This is a genomic window from Granulicella sp. L46 (assembly GCF_009765785.1).
Lineage (GTDB): Bacteria > Acidobacteriota > Terriglobia > Terriglobales > Acidobacteriaceae > Granulicella.
On record NZ_LMUT01000012.1, the window covers coordinates 796,618 to 812,076 of the forward strand.

The 15,459-nt window shown below is 61.1% G+C and carries 14 protein-coding genes; 5 read left to right on the plus strand and 9 right to left on the minus strand.

Translation table 11 applies throughout. The features are described 5' to 3' along the window. Positions 1–87: 87 nt before the first annotated feature. Complete coding sequence (locus GSQ80_RS12725) at positions 88–1,476, minus strand: CCA tRNA nucleotidyltransferase (protein WP_158787983.1); 1,389 nt, start codon at positions 1,474–1,476, stop codon at positions 88–90. 39 nt (positions 1,477–1,515) lie between these two features. Between GSQ80_RS12725 and tsaD the strand changes: the two genes are divergently transcribed. The 3 genes from tsaD (at position 1,516) to cysS (ending at position 5,030) form a co-directional block, all read left to right on the plus strand. Then, a complete protein-coding gene (tsaD, locus tag GSQ80_RS12730; protein WP_254059617.1) occupies positions 1,516–2,691 on the plus strand; it encodes a tRNA (adenosine(37)-N6)-threonylcarbamoyltransferase complex transferase subunit TsaD in 1,176 nt (391 codons plus the stop codon). A gap of 81 nt (positions 2,692–2,772) precedes the next feature. Continuing rightward, a complete protein-coding gene (locus GSQ80_RS12735) occupies positions 2,773–3,534 on the plus strand; it encodes a hypothetical protein (RefSeq protein WP_158787985.1) in 762 nt (253 codons plus the stop codon). A 2-nt stretch (positions 3,535–3,536) separates the two neighbouring features. After that, complete coding sequence (cysS, locus tag GSQ80_RS12740; protein ID WP_158787986.1) at positions 3,537–5,030, plus strand: cysteine--tRNA ligase; 1,494 nt, start codon at positions 3,537–3,539, stop codon at positions 5,028–5,030. A 46-nt stretch (positions 5,031–5,076) separates the two neighbouring features. Here the strand turns inward: cysS and GSQ80_RS12745 are convergent, their stop codons facing one another. The 8 genes from GSQ80_RS12745 to GSQ80_RS12780 form a co-directional block, all read right to left on the minus strand. Next, positions 5,077–6,033 carry a DMT family transporter gene (locus GSQ80_RS12745; protein ID WP_158787987.1) on the minus strand — a complete coding sequence of 319 codons (957 nt, stop codon included), beginning with the start codon at positions 6,031–6,033 and terminating at the stop codon, positions 5,077–5,079. Positions 6,034–6,121: 88 nt separating this feature from the next. After that, a complete protein-coding gene (locus GSQ80_RS12750) occupies positions 6,122–8,983 on the minus strand; it encodes a carboxypeptidase regulatory-like domain-containing protein (RefSeq protein WP_158787988.1) in 2,862 nt (953 codons plus the stop codon). Positions 8,984–9,152: 169 nt separating this feature from the next. Beyond that, positions 9,153–9,521: a hypothetical protein gene (locus tag GSQ80_RS12755; protein ID WP_158787989.1), complete on the minus strand. Its 369-nt coding sequence runs from the start codon at positions 9,519–9,521 to the stop codon at positions 9,153–9,155. Between the two features lie 97 nt (positions 9,522–9,618). Beyond that, positions 9,619–10,608: an electron transfer flavoprotein subunit alpha/FixB family protein gene (locus GSQ80_RS12760; protein WP_158787990.1), complete on the minus strand. Its 990-nt coding sequence runs from the start codon at positions 10,606–10,608 to the stop codon at positions 9,619–9,621. A 60-nt stretch (positions 10,609–10,668) separates the two neighbouring features. Next, on the minus strand, positions 10,669–11,448 hold the full coding sequence (locus tag GSQ80_RS12765; RefSeq protein WP_158787991.1) for an electron transfer flavoprotein subunit beta/FixA family protein: 780 nt from the start codon (positions 11,446–11,448) through the stop codon (positions 10,669–10,671). Positions 11,449–11,526: 78 nt separating this feature from the next. Continuing rightward, positions 11,527–13,467, minus strand: coding sequence for a (Fe-S)-binding protein (locus GSQ80_RS12770; protein ID WP_254059618.1), 1,941 nt, complete (start codon positions 13,465–13,467; stop codon positions 11,527–11,529). Between the two features lie 123 nt (positions 13,468–13,590). Continuing rightward, positions 13,591–13,875, minus strand: a complete 285-nt coding sequence (locus tag GSQ80_RS12775; RefSeq protein WP_158787992.1) for a hypothetical protein — start codon at positions 13,873–13,875, stop codon at positions 13,591–13,593. 98 nt (positions 13,876–13,973) lie between these two features. After that, on the minus strand, positions 13,974–14,321 hold the full coding sequence (locus tag GSQ80_RS12780) for a hypothetical protein (RefSeq protein WP_158787993.1): 348 nt from the start codon (positions 14,319–14,321) through the stop codon (positions 13,974–13,976). Between the two features lie 196 nt (positions 14,322–14,517). Between GSQ80_RS12780 and GSQ80_RS12785 the strand changes: the two genes are divergently transcribed. Both GSQ80_RS12785 and GSQ80_RS12790 read left to right on the plus strand, forming a co-directional pair. Then, on the plus strand, positions 14,518–14,700 hold the full coding sequence (locus GSQ80_RS12785) for a hypothetical protein (protein WP_158787994.1): 183 nt from the start codon (positions 14,518–14,520) through the stop codon (positions 14,698–14,700). 2 nt (positions 14,701–14,702) lie between these two features. Next, positions 14,703–15,431, plus strand: coding sequence for an SIMPL domain-containing protein (locus GSQ80_RS12790; protein ID WP_158787995.1), 729 nt, complete (start codon positions 14,703–14,705; stop codon positions 15,429–15,431). Positions 15,432–15,459 lie beyond the last annotated feature (28 nt).

The window sequence follows — 15,459 nt, forward strand, 5'->3', positions numbered from 1 at the left end:
GCTCCTTAGAGTTGAACTGCATCGGATTGACGGAAGTTTACCTTGTGCCGCGCGCCGCGGAAATAAATTTCTCCTGATCCGAACCTCCTACACCGGAAACATCTCGTTTACCAGCCGCAGCGCCTGCTTCTTCGTCTTCACCGACCCTTCCAGCTGCGCGTCCTCCGCGGCCTCCAGCATCGCCTTGAATCCTGGCCCAGGCTTGTACCCAGCCGCAATTAAGTCATTGCCCGTCAACAGCAGCGCGGGTCGAATCTGCTCCTCGCCCATCTCCTCCAGATGCTTCTTCGCGTAATCGTACATGTCGAGCTTGCCATGAGAGCTCAGGCAGTCCGCGCGGTGCAGCGCCAGGTGTTCGTCAAACTTCGGCAGCCGGAGAAACCTCTTCAGCGTCGACTGCTTCATCTGCATCACATCGCCAAACTGCATGTGATGTTTGATCAGCGCCAGGATCTGTTCGCACTCCTCGTTGCTGAAGCGCAGCCGCGTCAGGATGGTTCGAGCTACCGCAACGCCTACATCCACATGTCCGTTGAACCGGATCCGATCCCCCGCCCTCGCCGGATCCGGTGGTGTAAACGTAGCCGGCTTGCCGACGTCGTGCAGCAACATTCCCCACGCGAGCGTCGGGCTCGCCCCCGCCGGAAGCTCGTCGAGCAACATGAGTGTATGCACCCACACATCGCCCTCGGGGTGATACTCCGGCGGCTGCTCGACGCCCTGCATACGCTTCACCTCGGGCAGCACCTCCACCAGCAATCGCGTCTCGTCCAATAGCTCGAGCCCTCGCCGCGCGCCGCCCTCGGTAAGAATTCTCGTCAGCTCATCGCGCACGCGTTCGGCGGAAACGACGTGGATCGACGGAGCCTCCTGCCAGATCGCATCCATCGTCCGCCGCTCGATCGAGAAGCCGCGTGACGCATACCTTGCAACAAATCTCACAGCCCGCAGCATGCGCAGCTTGTCCTCGGCAAACCGCAGCTTGGGTTCACCGATCGCGCGCACCAGGCGGGCGTGCAGGTCGCCGCGTCCGCCCACGTAATCCAGGACGCAGTCCTCCAGCCGGTCGCCAGCCTCATAGGCGATCGCGTCCAGCAGCAGCCCGTTGATGGTGAAGTCGCGCCGCAGCACATCCTCGCGCGGATCCATCGAGAACTGCACGGCGTCCGGCCGGCGGCCATCCGTATAGGCACCGTCATGCCGAAACGTCGCGACCTCGGTCGTCACTCGCTCATGCGCCAGGTGGTCGATCACCAGCACCACCCCAAAGTGCGCGCCCACCGACTCGGTCCGAGGAAACGCAGCCAGCACGCTCTCCGGTGTCGCCGACGTTGCCACATCAAAGTCCTTCGGCACCACGTCCAGCAGCAGATCGCGTACGCAGCCGCCGGCAAAATACGCCATATGTCCCAGCGCACGCAGCCGCCGCACAATCCGAAACGCCGCAATGTAGTGCTCGCTCTCCAATCTCGACATGCCCGGTGCTTCCGCCCCCTCCCTAGTACGATAGACCTCGTGCCCGGCACACTCATCCTCGGTATCGAAAGCTCCTGCGACGAGACCTCCGCCGCCGTCGTCCGCGACGGCCACGAAGTCTTATCCAACGTGGTCGCCTCGCAGCTGATCCACAGCAACTACGGCGGCGTTGTCCCCGAGCTCGCCTCACGCGAGCACCTCCGCGCGATCGTCCCCATCGTCCGCGAAGCCATGCTGCGGGCAGGTGTTGTCTATTCCGATCTCGCCGCCGTAGCCGTCACCGAAGGCCCAGGCCTCGCCGGCGCTCTGCTCGTTGGCATCAGCTTCGCCAAGGCGCTCGCGTTCGGCGCCGATCTCCCACTGATCGCCGTCAACCACCTCGAAGGCCACATCCACGCCGTTCTTATGAACAATGAGTTCGACAAGGCATCGCCGCTCCTAGCGCTCGTCGTCAGCGGCGGCCACACGCACCTCTATCTCGCCACCCGCACGCACGAGCAAACATGGCAATACCGCAACGTCGGCAAAACGCTCGACGACGCGGCCGGCGAAGCCTACGACAAGGTAGCCAAGCTGCTCGGCCTACCCTACCCCGGCGGCCCCTGGATGGACGCCCTCGCCGCGCACGGAACGGCCGACACCACGCTCTTTCCTTTCGCGCAGATTAAGCAAAAGGTCACCGGCAACACCGCGCCCAAGCTTGCCCGCGAATCGGCTGAGGCCCTCGACGACATGCGCTTCGACATGTCATTCTCCGGCATCAAGACAGCGACCCGCCGCTACGTCGAACTGCACAAAATGCAGCCCGCCATCGCCGCCCGCGAGCGGGCTTTCCGCGACCTCGGTCTGCACAAGGCAAAGCCGGACGCGACCAACCTCGCCCGCGCGCTCCCGCAGCTTGACGCCGAAACCCTCAACCTCATCGCCAGTTTCCAGAACGCAGTCGTCAAGAATCTTGCCCGCTCGACCTTCAACGCCGCACAACATTACGGAGCGCGCGGCATCCTCGTCAGCGGCGGCGTCGCGGCCAACAGCCAATTGCGCCAGGTCTTCGCGAACATGGCCGCCACGGCGGGTCTGCCCATCGCCTTTCCCAGCATTGCGCTCTCCACCGACAACGCCGCCATGATCGCCGCAGCCGCGTGGCCTAAGTTTCTCGCCCGCCACTTCGCTCCCGACACGCTCGAGCCTACCCCACAATTACGCCTCGGCTGAGAGGTTGGCCCCTTGGGCATGCTCTACGCGGTTTGGTACTCTCAAGTGGATTCAAACCCTGTCACTGAAGGACGATAGCTTATGGATGTGCATCCCCCCCAGCACCCCCTGCTCAGATGGAGGGACTTCTGGGTCCACCTCGGCACCATCACGGCGGGGCTGCTGATCGCTCTCGGCCTTGAGCACACCGTGGGGGTAATGCACCGCCTGCATCAGCGCCACGTTCTTCAGCACGATCTCCACGCCGAAGCCGAACGCAACGAGCAGATCCTAGCCCACGATATAGACGTGCTTCAGCGTGAGAGCAACTATTTCGTCGCCCTGCGCAGCAATATCGACGCGCTGCACCGCGGGGCCGACCCTGCATCCCTCCCCCAACTGCCAGCGCGTGCCGGCGGAGATCCCTTTCTGCCCAGCGCCGGCGCCTGGGCCTCCGCCCGTGACAGCTCCCAGCTCGATCTCCTGCCGCGCGAACAAGCCTCCATCTACGAAGAGCTCTACGCCCAGCGCGACTTCCTGCAACAAGCCGTCTTCGACTGGTTTCACTCCAGCGATGAGGTCGAGAGCTTCCTCTCTAACACCGAGGCGGCCGACGGGACCACCCACCTCGATCCCGCGCAGCTGACCCCGGCTCAGCGGGACCAATATTCGGAGCTACTGAGCCAGCAGATTACTCGAATCGGCAGCATCCTCGGCGATCTCCACTTCTACGAGTCGGAGAACTCCGCCGTCATTCGCGGCGTCTCCGACATCGACGAACTGCATCAGCAGGTACTTTCGCGGACGATTTCCACGCCTCCATCTACAATCAAGAGTGACGACTCTCCACGAAAGAATCCGTAACCTTGCCCCTCGAACTCTTCAATACCCTCTCCGGAAAAAACGAGCCTCTCTTCGCCTCCGACGGCCACGCCCTGCGCTTCTATTGCTGCGGCCCAACCGTCTATGACTACGGCCACATAGGGAACTTCCGCACCTTCCTGCATGTCGACGTATTGCGCCGCGCGGCCCGCCTCAACGGACTCGCTCTGCACCACGTCATGAACATCACCGATGTCGACGACAAGATCATCCGCAACGCCTCCGCTGCCGGGAAGCCCATCGGTGAATACAGCGCCCGCTTCGAGCGCGCCTTTTTCGAGGACATGGACGCCCTCAATATCGAACAACCCGAAGACATCGCCCGCGCCACCGAGAACATCCCCGGCATGGTCTCGCTCATCGAGCGCCTTGCGTCTGAAGATATTGCGTACAAGGCCGAGGACGGCAGTTGGTACTTCCGCATCGCCCGCTTCCCCGGCTACGGCAAGCTCTCCGGCAAGGACCTCGAAGGCATCGAGGACGGCGCGCGCGTGGATCTCGACGAGTACGAAAAAGACTCGGCCCGCGATTTCGCTCTCTGGAAAGCCACCAAGCCCGGCGAGACTTCCTGGGAAACGCCCCTCGGCCCCGGCCGCCCCGGCTGGCACATCGAGTGCTCCGCCATGGCGATGAAATATCTCGGCAACTCCTTCGACCTCCACGCCGGCGGCGAAGACCTCATGTTCCCGCACCACGAAAATGAGATTGCTCAATCTGAGGCCGCCACCCACGAACCCTTCGCACGCCACTGGTTCCACGTTCGCTTCCTGCTCGTTGAAGGCAAGAAGATGTCCAAGTCCGAGGGCAACTTCTTCACCCTCCGCGACCTTCTGCTCAAGGGCTACCGCGCCTCGGCCATCCGCTTCCTGCTGCTCAGCGTGCCCTATCGCCACCAACTAAACTTCACCTTCGACGGCCTCATCGAATCCACCAATGCCGTCGATCGTCTGCGAACCTTTAACGACCGTATCCGCAAGAGCACTTGGCCGGACACGCCGCCCACCGACGACTCGTTGACCAGCCTAATCCGCAAAGGCGATCTCGACTTCACCGCCGCGCTCAACAACGATCTCAACACCGCCGAGGCCCGCGCCGCCATCTTCGACGTTCTTCGCGCCGTCAACACTGCCGCCGATCAGTCCCGCCTCACCCGCTTCGACGCCGAAGAGACTCTCGCCCTACTCAACAAGTTCGACTCCATCTTCGCCGTCCTCGAAGACCGCGATGCGGAGCTCACTCGCGCCGCCCTCACCTGGGCCGAAGCTGAAGGCCGCATGGCCGACGTCTCCCCCGAGGTGCTCGAAACCTTCGGCACCGGAAGCCTCACCGACGCCGGCATCGACGCCCTTGTCGCCGAGCGCACCCAGGCCAAGCAGCAGCGCAACTTCGCACGCGCCGACGCAATCCGCAACGAGCTGTTGGAAAAGGGTATCCTTCTCGAAGACTCCAAAGAAGGCGTCCGCTGGAAGCGTAAGTAAGCGCACACAGCAGAGCCTCTGAGCCCGGGCGGCTCAACGGCATCCGCTACTCGACCGCGTCGCCTGCCATGCCCACGATCTCACGCTTACCGCGATCCACGCGGCTATACACCACCATCGCTACCGCGCAGACAATCACGGCCATCCCCGCAATCTCCGTCTTCACCAGCCGCTCATGCAGCAGCAGCACCCCTAGCAGTACCGCAATCACCGGGTTCACAAACGCATACGTCGACACCTTCGTCACCGAGACATTCTGCAGTAGGTACGTAAATGCGACCAGCCCAAAGATCGATCCAAAGATTGCGAGATACAGAATCGCCCCAGACCCCGGCCACGTCCACACCGCACGATGCCATCCGCCGGTCACCGCCCCCAGCACCGCGTTAAAGACTCCAGCCACGCCAACCTGCCACCCAGTCGCAACAAACGTGTCTGCGGTAAAGTGGAATCGCCGCGAGAGGATGGAGCCAATCGCGAACGCCAGCGCCGCACCCAGCAGCACCCACACTCCCAGCAACGTCTGCGAGCCGCCATCCGCATGCGCCACGCGCGCGTGCAGCGACGGCCACATCAGCACTGCAATCCCCAGTGTGCCGAGCAGCGTCCCAGCCCACCCGCGTTTATTCAGAGCGTCCCCACCCGGCAGGACCATCTCGATCAGCGCAATCATGATCGGCATCGTCGACACAATCAGCGACGCAAACCCCGACGGCACCAGCTTCTCTCCCCACGTCAGCAGCATGTTATTGCACGACATGAACAGCAGCCCGACCACCACCAGCTTCCATCCCTCACCCTTCGGCACCCGCAAACTTTTGCCGCTCAACAAGCAGATCAGCAGAATCAGCGTCGCCGAGATCAGCGACCGTGTCGCCGAAACGACGGCCACCGGCAGATGCTCGCCCGCTATATGAATCGCTCCATAGGTCGATCCCCAAAACAGGTACACGCTTCCAAAGGCCAGCAGCACCAGCGTCGACTTCGATAGGCGTAGAGGCATGTACCTTCATGCTACGGGAGTCTCCCGCATAAACAACAACGCCCGCCTCATTTCAGGCGAGCGCTGTCGTCTAGTCTTTCACCTTCGTCTAGAAATGGAACGCCACCTCCGCCGTCAACGAACGCGGTGTCACATAGTGTGTTCCGCTGAAGGTCGAGAGGAAGTTATACAGCGCATACTTATTCGTGATGTTGACGGCTGTCAGCATCGCGCTCCACTTGTACCGCGTGCCCTTGAACAGGTTGTCCTGCCCAACCGACACATCGAAGAGATTGCGCGGCGCAATGCGCGGTGGGTTGTGGTCGTTGCTGCCTGTACCTGGTGCAGGAATACTGATCAGCGTTGAGGTAAGCTGCGAGGCCTCGCACGCATAGTAGTTCGTTCCCGGAACCAGCTCGCCGATCTGGTTGGTTCCGTTCGCCTTCACACCATCGCAGCTAAGTCCTGCCTGAAACTCCTGGTCGGGAGTGAACGGCAAATATACCGCCGCTCCCGTTACCGGATTCGGCGAACCCGATATGCCGTTGTCAACCAGCAGCACAGCCGGCTGACCATTCAGCGTAGCGGGCGTCCCATCAGGCGCAAACGAGCTGTTTGGGCACGCCCCGTTAGGATCGGTCACGTTGTAGCAGGGAGCCGAACCCGCCACCAGGCCGCTATCGTAACGCCAGTTGAAGCTGACCCACGGGCTGCGCGCCCCAGGAAGCTGATACTGGAAATGAGTCGTCTGGTTGAACTTCTCGTCGTGGTCAATCCGGAATGGATAATTCACGTCTCCCGGCGCAACCCCGCTCGTCGCTCCAGCGCCTGCAACCTGCGGCCCATAGAAGCGCGCGGCCACCGAAGATGCCACCCAAAATGCCGAGAAGCCGTGCGTAACCGGCACATCGGCATGCAGCATGTACCCCGGGATCTTGGAATTGTGCCAGTCGATCGGGAAGGTGATCGGTGTATTGCCGAGCACGCTGAAGTCGAAGGCGTTGTGCGTGTACTTCCAGATGTACTCGCCAGAGAACACGAGGTGCTTGCCGGCAGCCTGCTGAAAGCCCGCATGAAACTCGTTGCGGAAGCCGGGCTCCAGCGTGTTGCCCACCGTCGTCTGGCATGCCAGCAGCGGCGACAGCACAGCATTGGCGCAGCCTTGGCTCGACAGCACGAGGTTCTCGTTGAATGGCGACTCCAGCGTCCGCGCGTAGGAGAGGCGAAGAATCGTCGCCGTCTTTTTCACGTTATACGAGATGCCAACCCGCGGCTCCGCCTGCCGAGCAATCGCGAGCCCATTGTAAAGATCGCCACGGATGCCCAGATTGAGCAGCCAGTTCTTGACCGCAATCTGGTCCTCCAGATAAAGCCCGAGCTCCTTCACATCGGTGTGACCATCAAAGTTGTAAAGACTTCCACCGCGTGTCAGATCGTACGGCGCCAGCACAGACAGATAATTTCCATTGGGCAGGGACGTGCCGGAGGGACACTGATTCTGGCTCGCATACCCGGGCAATGGATTCCCTAACACATCCATACATGGAGAATTGAACGTGTTATTCACGATCCCCAGCGTGTCATTCTCACGCAGGAATGTCTGCGAATAAACACCTCCCAACTTGATATTGTTAATTCCTTTCACGTACGAGATATCCGCATGGACACCGGCATTCGTCAGCGATCGCGACTGCGAGATGCTCTGGTTTTGCAGCGTTACCGGACCCAGGTCCGCCAGCGGATTATCGCTCGCATAGTAGTTGTACGCATCGCGGCGCACGTAGCCGCCAATGTTGAACACCGAGTTCTGATTCAGCGTAAGCGTGTACGACGGTGCAATGTCGAACGTGACAATCTTGGAACGCTGATCGGTATTGCCCACATTGACGAACAGCGGATCTGCAGATGTCCCACCATTCACGGCGCCAGTGTTCGCCACATTCTGAACGTTCAGATTGTCCAGAGAGTTTGGTGTTTGAAACCACGAACGGCTTACATTCAAATTCAGATGAGCGGTGCTCCGTGCGGATAACTGCCGATCCGCGCGATCGAAGAAATTGAACTCGTTGCCCTTGTCATGGAACACCTTGAACTCCGGCGGATCGAGGAAGCGCCCTGTATCCAGTCCATCGATCTCGAAGAAGTTGCCCCAGCTTTTGCCGCCATAGCTGATATCAAACGAACCTGTCGACGACCCAAAGCTCCCGTACGATGTCGATACCGATCCGGTCGGCGTAGTCACCCCCATGCCCGAACGTGTTGTCACATCAATCACCAGGCTGGTCTTTCCGCCATACTCAGCCGGCGGCGCACCAGAGATGACCTCGAGCGATTGCACAGAGTTGGACGGAAGCTGATTCGAGAAAACTTTGCTCTGCTGATCCGTGATGGGTTGTCCATCGATCGAGAACGAGTTCGATGCATGATCGCCAAGCCCATGGAACAGCCCGTTCGAATCCGCCGCGACGCCCGGCGAAGCCAGCGTTACCAGCGAACTCAGTGACGACGAATTGCTCTCCAGCGGCAGCTTTTGGAATGCCGCCCGATCGATATCCGTGTGGAACGTCGGGTCATTCTCAACCATGTCATCGGACGCCTCGACCGTCACACTCTGCGACGAGGTTGCAACTTGCAACGCGAAAGCAACCGTCACCAGCACGTTCGAATTCACGGCGATCTGCTTGCTGGCAGGCTGGAAGCCAGCTTCACTCACCACTAAGTGATATGGATTGAAGGGGAGATTGAAGAACTGGAACGCTCCACTCGAATCAGCCGTCGCTGTGCGCGAAAGCCCGCTCACCGGATTCGAGATCACCACGGTTGCCCCGGGAATCACAGCCCCGGTGGAGTCGGTCACGGTACCACTTACGCTGCCCGACGTACTCTGCCCTACAGCGGCCCCTACACCGAACATCATCATCCAACTCAGCGCAAGCACGCCGATGAAGCGGTTCAAAAAAACTCTATACATTCCAAAACTCCTGTCTGTTAGCACCAAAGGCGCCGAAGCCTTTATGCGGCTACGGCCGGTCCAGCGTCAGCGGCCTCACGGCGCAACTGCTGAACTCCTAAAGAAGATTGCCCGGTCTATAACCCGGCACCGCGCGCATGTAGGCACGGCAATCTTCCGCATCTTTCAGTTACAGAGTTTCTACGGGCGGTGGCCTGCTGAACATCGCGTAGTGCCACTGCGTCTCAGGCGCGTGATTTAACGCCTGCACCACCTTGCACTCCACCAGCGTCATGAGCAGGGTGTTGGTATGGGCCGCGACCGGCAGCGCCGAGTGCATCGCTACGCAAAGCGGACAATGCTCCTCACCACCCGGCCCCTGCGATCCGTTCGGCAGCGATCCCGCGTGTATCGCGTTCTGCGGAAGCCACTGCCCATGGATATGAATCGCCTGGACCGAACTCGCGCCAACGACCAGCAGCAGGCACGCAAACGTCAGCACGCGCAGCCATAAAGGATGCGCCCGCTCACCAGCTCCGCGTTGTGCTTGTTTCGTCAAGGGTTCAGGTCAGGAGAAAGTCGGCCTGCGCCAACCTCTTCCAGTATGACGCAATTCGACCCGTTCCGGTCTCTTTTTATTCTTGCCCTGCCGGACCCTACCCGCGAATCGCCTTTGTAATCGCGGGAACTACCTCAAACAAATCACCCACCACGCCAATATCCGCGACCTCGAAGATGGGCGCGTCGGCATCCTTGTTGATCGCCACCACCGTCTTCGCACCCTTCATTCCCACCAGGTGTTGAATGGCGCCGGAGATCCCCACCGCCAGATAAAGTTTCGGCGCAACCGTCTGCCCCGAGCTTCCCACCTGCCGCTCCATGGGCAACCACCCCGCGTCGCAGATCGGGCGCGACGCCGCCAGCTCCGCCCCCAGAGCGCTCGCCAGATCTTCCACCAGCTTCAGATTGTCCTGCTCCCCAATCCCTCGGCCAACGCTGACAATGACCGCGGCTGTCGATAGATCGACCGTCTGCGCCGCCTCGCGAAACGGCTCGCCCGGCTTGGTCCGAATCTTCGCCGCATCCAGCTTCGGCGCAAACGTCTTCACCTCAGCCGAGCCCGGCGCAACCGCGTCCGCGCGAAAACTTCCCGCCTGCACCGATAGAAAGCACACCCCGCCCTCACTCCTGTGGCGATATTCCGCATTCAACTTTCCCTGCATCCACTGCCGCACGAAGAACGGCCCACTCTGCGCATCGGCAACCTCGATCGCCGTGACATCGCCGATCAACACCTCGCCCATCCGCGTTGCCAGCGCCGGCGCAAAATCTCTTACCTGGTAGGTATGCGGCAGCACCACAAACTTCGGCTTCGTCTCCACAATCAACTGTTGGAGCGCCGCAACCCAGCCGTCCGCCGTGTACTCGGCCAGCAGCGAATCACCCACAGCCCACACACCATTCAACTTCTTCGTCGCCAACTCCGCAGCCAGCGGCGCGATCGCCGCGCCCTCACCCAGCACCACAGCCGAGCATGACATACCAAGCTCATTGCTCAGCTTCTGCGCTGCGGCCAACGCCTCAAAACTCATCCGGTGCCAGCCCGCACCCTTGGTCTCCAACACCACCAACACATTGCTGCTCATAGCCATTTCTCCATGTCCAAAGTTAGTTCGCCGTGCGCGTAGCACCCGTACGCGCAGTACTCATAGCACCTTCACTTCGAACCTCAACTTCTCTACCAGCTTCGCCGCAATCTCATCGGCCGATCCTGTTAGCATCTCCGTCTGTTTCACCCGCGTAGGCGGCGACACCTTCAGCACCTCATCTACACGCTTCGCCGCAGCCGCAGCCGGAGCCTCGCGCATCTCCTTCTGCCGCGCCTTCTTGATCCCCATCAGCGTCGCGTAGCGCAGACGGTTGCCGCCTGACTGAATCGTCAGCAACGCCGGCAACGGCATCTCGACATGTTGCATCCACCCGTCTTCTAACTCACGCTTGACCTTAATTCCCGCGCCCGCAAGCTCCACATGCAACACCAGCGTCGCATGCGGAACTCCCAGCAGCTCCGCCATCACCACACCCGTCTGCCCTGCTCCCAAATCATCCGACTGCAAGCCCGTCAGCACGAGGTCCGGAGACTCACCCTTCACCGCATCCGCGAGCAGCCGCGCCACGTCCAGTGTGTCCCGGCACATCAGGGCGTTATCCCCATCCTCCGGCGTCACCACATGCACGGCGCGATCCGCACCCTTGGCCAGCGCCTCGCGCAGCGTACTCTGCACACGCTCCGGCCCCGCGCAGAGCACCACGACCTCGCCATCTCCCGCGCGCTCTTTCAACTGCAGCGCCTCTTCGAGCGCGTACGCGTCGGGCTCATTCATCGTCCACGCAAGATCGCTCTCATCCACGCTGCGACCATCCGCAGCCACGCGCACCACCGCATCGCGCTCCGGAACCTGCTTTACCGCCACCACAATTTTCATCTCGAACTCCACATGATTCAGACGCAAGCCATCATCGCCAGCCTACCGCACCCGGCACAACCTCGTCTTGACCCGCGTTCAATTCTCGCCAGGCTTCCCATCCCGATCGTTTGTTTGCATTGCCAGCCCCCGCGCCGCCAGTTGCGCAATATCCAGCAACTGCGGTGGCGCCTCTCCACCCACGGCTCCCAGCGCATCGCGGAACATCGAGTTGCAGAACGGGCAAGCCGTCCCAATCGTCTGCGCGCCCGTAGCGATCAGCTCCTTCGCTCGCACATGGCTCACGCGCTCACCGCTTTCTTCGCCCAGGAACGCCAGCCCACCCCCGGCCCCGCAACAGAACGACCGCTCGCGATGCCGCTCTGCTTCGACTAACTCGCCAGCGGTCGCGACCACCGCGCGCGGCTCGTCATACACGTCTTGATATCGTCCCAAATAGCATGGGTCGTGATAGACAATGCTCTCGCCCTTCTGCTGCGGCAGCAGGTGAGCATGCCGCGCCATGAACTCCGAGTGGTGCTCAATCTCGGGCGCGACGCCATACTCCAGCCAGTCTGTCGCCATCGTCCTCACGCAGTGCGGACAGATCGTCACAATCTTTTTTACGCCCGCCATTGCAAACGCCTTCAGCCCCTGCTCCGCGAGATCCCCGAACAACAGATCATTGCCCAGCCGCCGCGCCGGATCCCCCGTACACTTCTCCTTCTTCAGCACGCCAAACTGCGTCCCCAGCGCCCGCATCACGCGCGCAAAGTCCGACACGATCTCGCGCCCCTTCGGGTCATAACTCCCCATGCACCCCAGCCACAGGCAGTATTCCTGCGAGCCGTCAAAGATTGGAAACTCCTGTTTCGCAATAAACTTGTCGCGCTCGGTCGAACTCATACCCAGCGAGTTCCCCTGCTTCTCGAGCGCCAGAAAAAGCTTCGTCCCATACTTGTCTTCCCACGCCCCGGTATTCACCGCACCGCGCCGCAGGCCGATCAGCACCGGCAAATGCTGCACGCCCACCGGACACTGAAACTCACACGCCCCACACGTCGTGCACTCAAACGCGGCCTCCATGGACAGCGCTGGTTGCGCGCCGTCCAGCAACGCCACCTCGCTGCCCGGACCCTCCGTATTTAGATAGGACCTCACCCCCAGCACAATCTCTTTCGGGTTCAGCACCTTCCCTGTCGTCGACGCCGGGCAGTGTTCCGTGCACCGCCCGCACTCCACGCAGCTATACGCCTGCAGCGCAATCAACTGTGTCAGGTCCTTCCCCGCGACCAGCCCGAAGTCATCATCCCCCTCCAGCTTCGGAAGCTGCGAAAACTCCGGTCGCTTCAAGAACACAGTCAGCGGACTCAACACCAAATGCAAATGCTTGGTCCCCGGAATAATCGGCAGAAACACCAGCAGCACCAGTGTGTGCACCCACCACAACCCCAACGCGGCCCCACCGCCGTCGTCCACAAACAGCGCCGCCAGGTACGTCGCCATCAGCAGGAAGATTAGCCCCGCTATCACGCCCGACTCCACCGAAACCTCCGCCCCCAACCACCGCGGCCGTACTACAAATCGACGGATAAACAGTCCGGCAATACTCACTGCAACCAGCAACGCCCACACGGCCGCAAACATCACATAGAACGTCCCAAACCACCCCGCGTACTGTAGAAACCCATGCCCAAACCCCACCGCGATATGATTCAGCGTCACCAGCGCGAACGCCAGGAACCCCCAGAACACAAACGCATGCGCCAAGCCCGGCAGCGGCCGTTGCTCAATCACCTTGGCCTGGCAGAGCACCTCCCAAAAGAACTTCCAAACCCGAGCGCCCACTGGCCGCAGCGAAAAGTCCGTGTCCTTCTTCGAGCGCAAAACATTCCGCGCAATCGGCGACAGCCGCCACGCAAACACTCCCAGCGACGCGACGATCACAGCCGCCAGCAACACCTTCTCGGCTACAGGAAACGCGGCGGGCTCCGCCAAACTCATGCTTACTTTTAACTCATCGAACGCCACAGCAATCACGCCTGCCTCCATACCTCTCGGCGAGGCCACAATAGCAGACCCGCCGCACCGTTTGCCGTGACGCCCATCGCCGCAAATGAAAACGGCGAGCCGCAGCTCGCCGTTCACGTAATCCAGAAATCCTTAGTAGCTGAAGAACTCGTTCAGCCCGCGCCGCAGTTGAATCCCGCTCACAATGCAGGTGAAGGATACCAGGAAGAGAAATGCATCCCAATACCCCAACGGGTGAATCCAGCCCGGCGAATACGTAAAATCTTGGCCGCTCCACAGTGTGATAATCGTGCCGATAATCAGCGTTTGAAATCCAATCACCAACAACAGTTGCCCGCGACGCCGGCGGCGATCGATCACGTCCACCTGCTCCGGCGTAAGGTGCCGCTCTTCCACCGGGATCAACTTGTTGCTCATTGCGCTTCCTCCTGCGACTCTTCGCATTAAATCACAAACCGCTGCCCGGAGCGAAACAGCCGCGCCCCGCCAACCCAGCGTTCAACTGAACCCAGCCGTCAGCCCAGCGTCCGTCGCCCAAACGCAGCCCGAATCCGCTCTGCACGATTCTCCGCTGTTCCCACAGCCGCCTCCTGCAAATCAGCGACGGACTGGATCCCGACCACCTCAAACCGCTTGCGACAGCGAATGTTCTTACAGCCCACCAGGTCATCTCGCCGCACCATGTAACTGCGCGCCTTGGCGAACTTTGCCCGATCCAGCTCATCGGCCCCGCGCGGCACCTGTGCCCGCTTGCGCCGCACCAGCCAGCTCAGCTCATACTCACCCGGCTGCCCGCAATGCGGACAGACCATCGTGTGCCTCTTCTGTTCCGTTACTTCCTCGAAGAAGTCGCGCTCTTCCATCGTTACCCTCAAATTCCAGGTCTAGTCAGAGACCCGAGCGTTCAACCAGGTTCAAGAATACGCCTTTGCCTCCCTTCCGGAGCGACGCCAGAACGTATTGGCTCTCCGCGCCGCCTTCATTTTTTTTCGCCCCTGAATCTGTATATGCAACGTCCATCAGGAGTACGCTGTACATCACGAAGGAGGTCCAGCACGCATGCCCAAGTCCAAGGCAAAGAAAGAAGTGTTCTCCGCGACCAAAGCTGTGAAGGCCAACGCCCGCGAACGCCTGGGAACGCCCCCGCCCTCGCACCCCCTCCCCACCATCAAGGACAAGATCACCGCTCGTCCTAAACACAAGGAAACCCTCGCCGACCTGCTGGAAGCCAAGGAAGAATAGCCATGAGCCTCCCCCGCCTCTCCATCGTCGCCGCCCTCTGCCTCGCCGCCCTCCCCCTCGCCGCGCAGCAGATCCAGATCAGCAAGGACAATAAGACCATCTCCGTCACCGCAACCGCTGAGGCCTCTGCCGTTGCCGACACCGCTGTCGTCTCCATCGGCTTCAACTCCTTCGGCGGCGAGCAGGACGGGACCTACGCCAGCGCCACCGAAACCTCCAACGCCATCGTCTCCGCCATCACCGCCTCGGGCATCGCGAAGGACGCCATCCAGAGTCAGGAGCAAAGCCTGACGCCGCTCAATCCTGAAGATTTTCAGAACAAGACGCGCTACGTCGAAGGCATGCGCTTCCAGTTCTCGCAGCGCTGGCAAGTCACCGTTCCCGCCGACCAGGCAGCGAAGGTTCTGCAACTAGCCATCACCCACGGCGCGAACAATAGCGGCGGCATCGACTGGCAACTCAAGAGCGACGACGCTCTTCAAGCCGAAGCCGCTCAGAAGGCCCTCAATCGCGCCCGCGATATCGCCCAGCACATGGCCCAGGGCCTCGGCGCGAAGCTCGGCACCCTCCTCTACGCCAGCAACCAGACCCCGGTGGTCAGCGGCATTGGCCCGCGCATGTACGCAATGGCCGCAGCCCCAGAAGACAAGCGCTCCCGGCAACCCCTAGCCATCTCCCCCGATCACATCACCCGCTCCGCCACGGTCAACGCCGTCTTCGCGATCGAATAAACCCGCCTTCCACCGCGCGTCGAAGAGT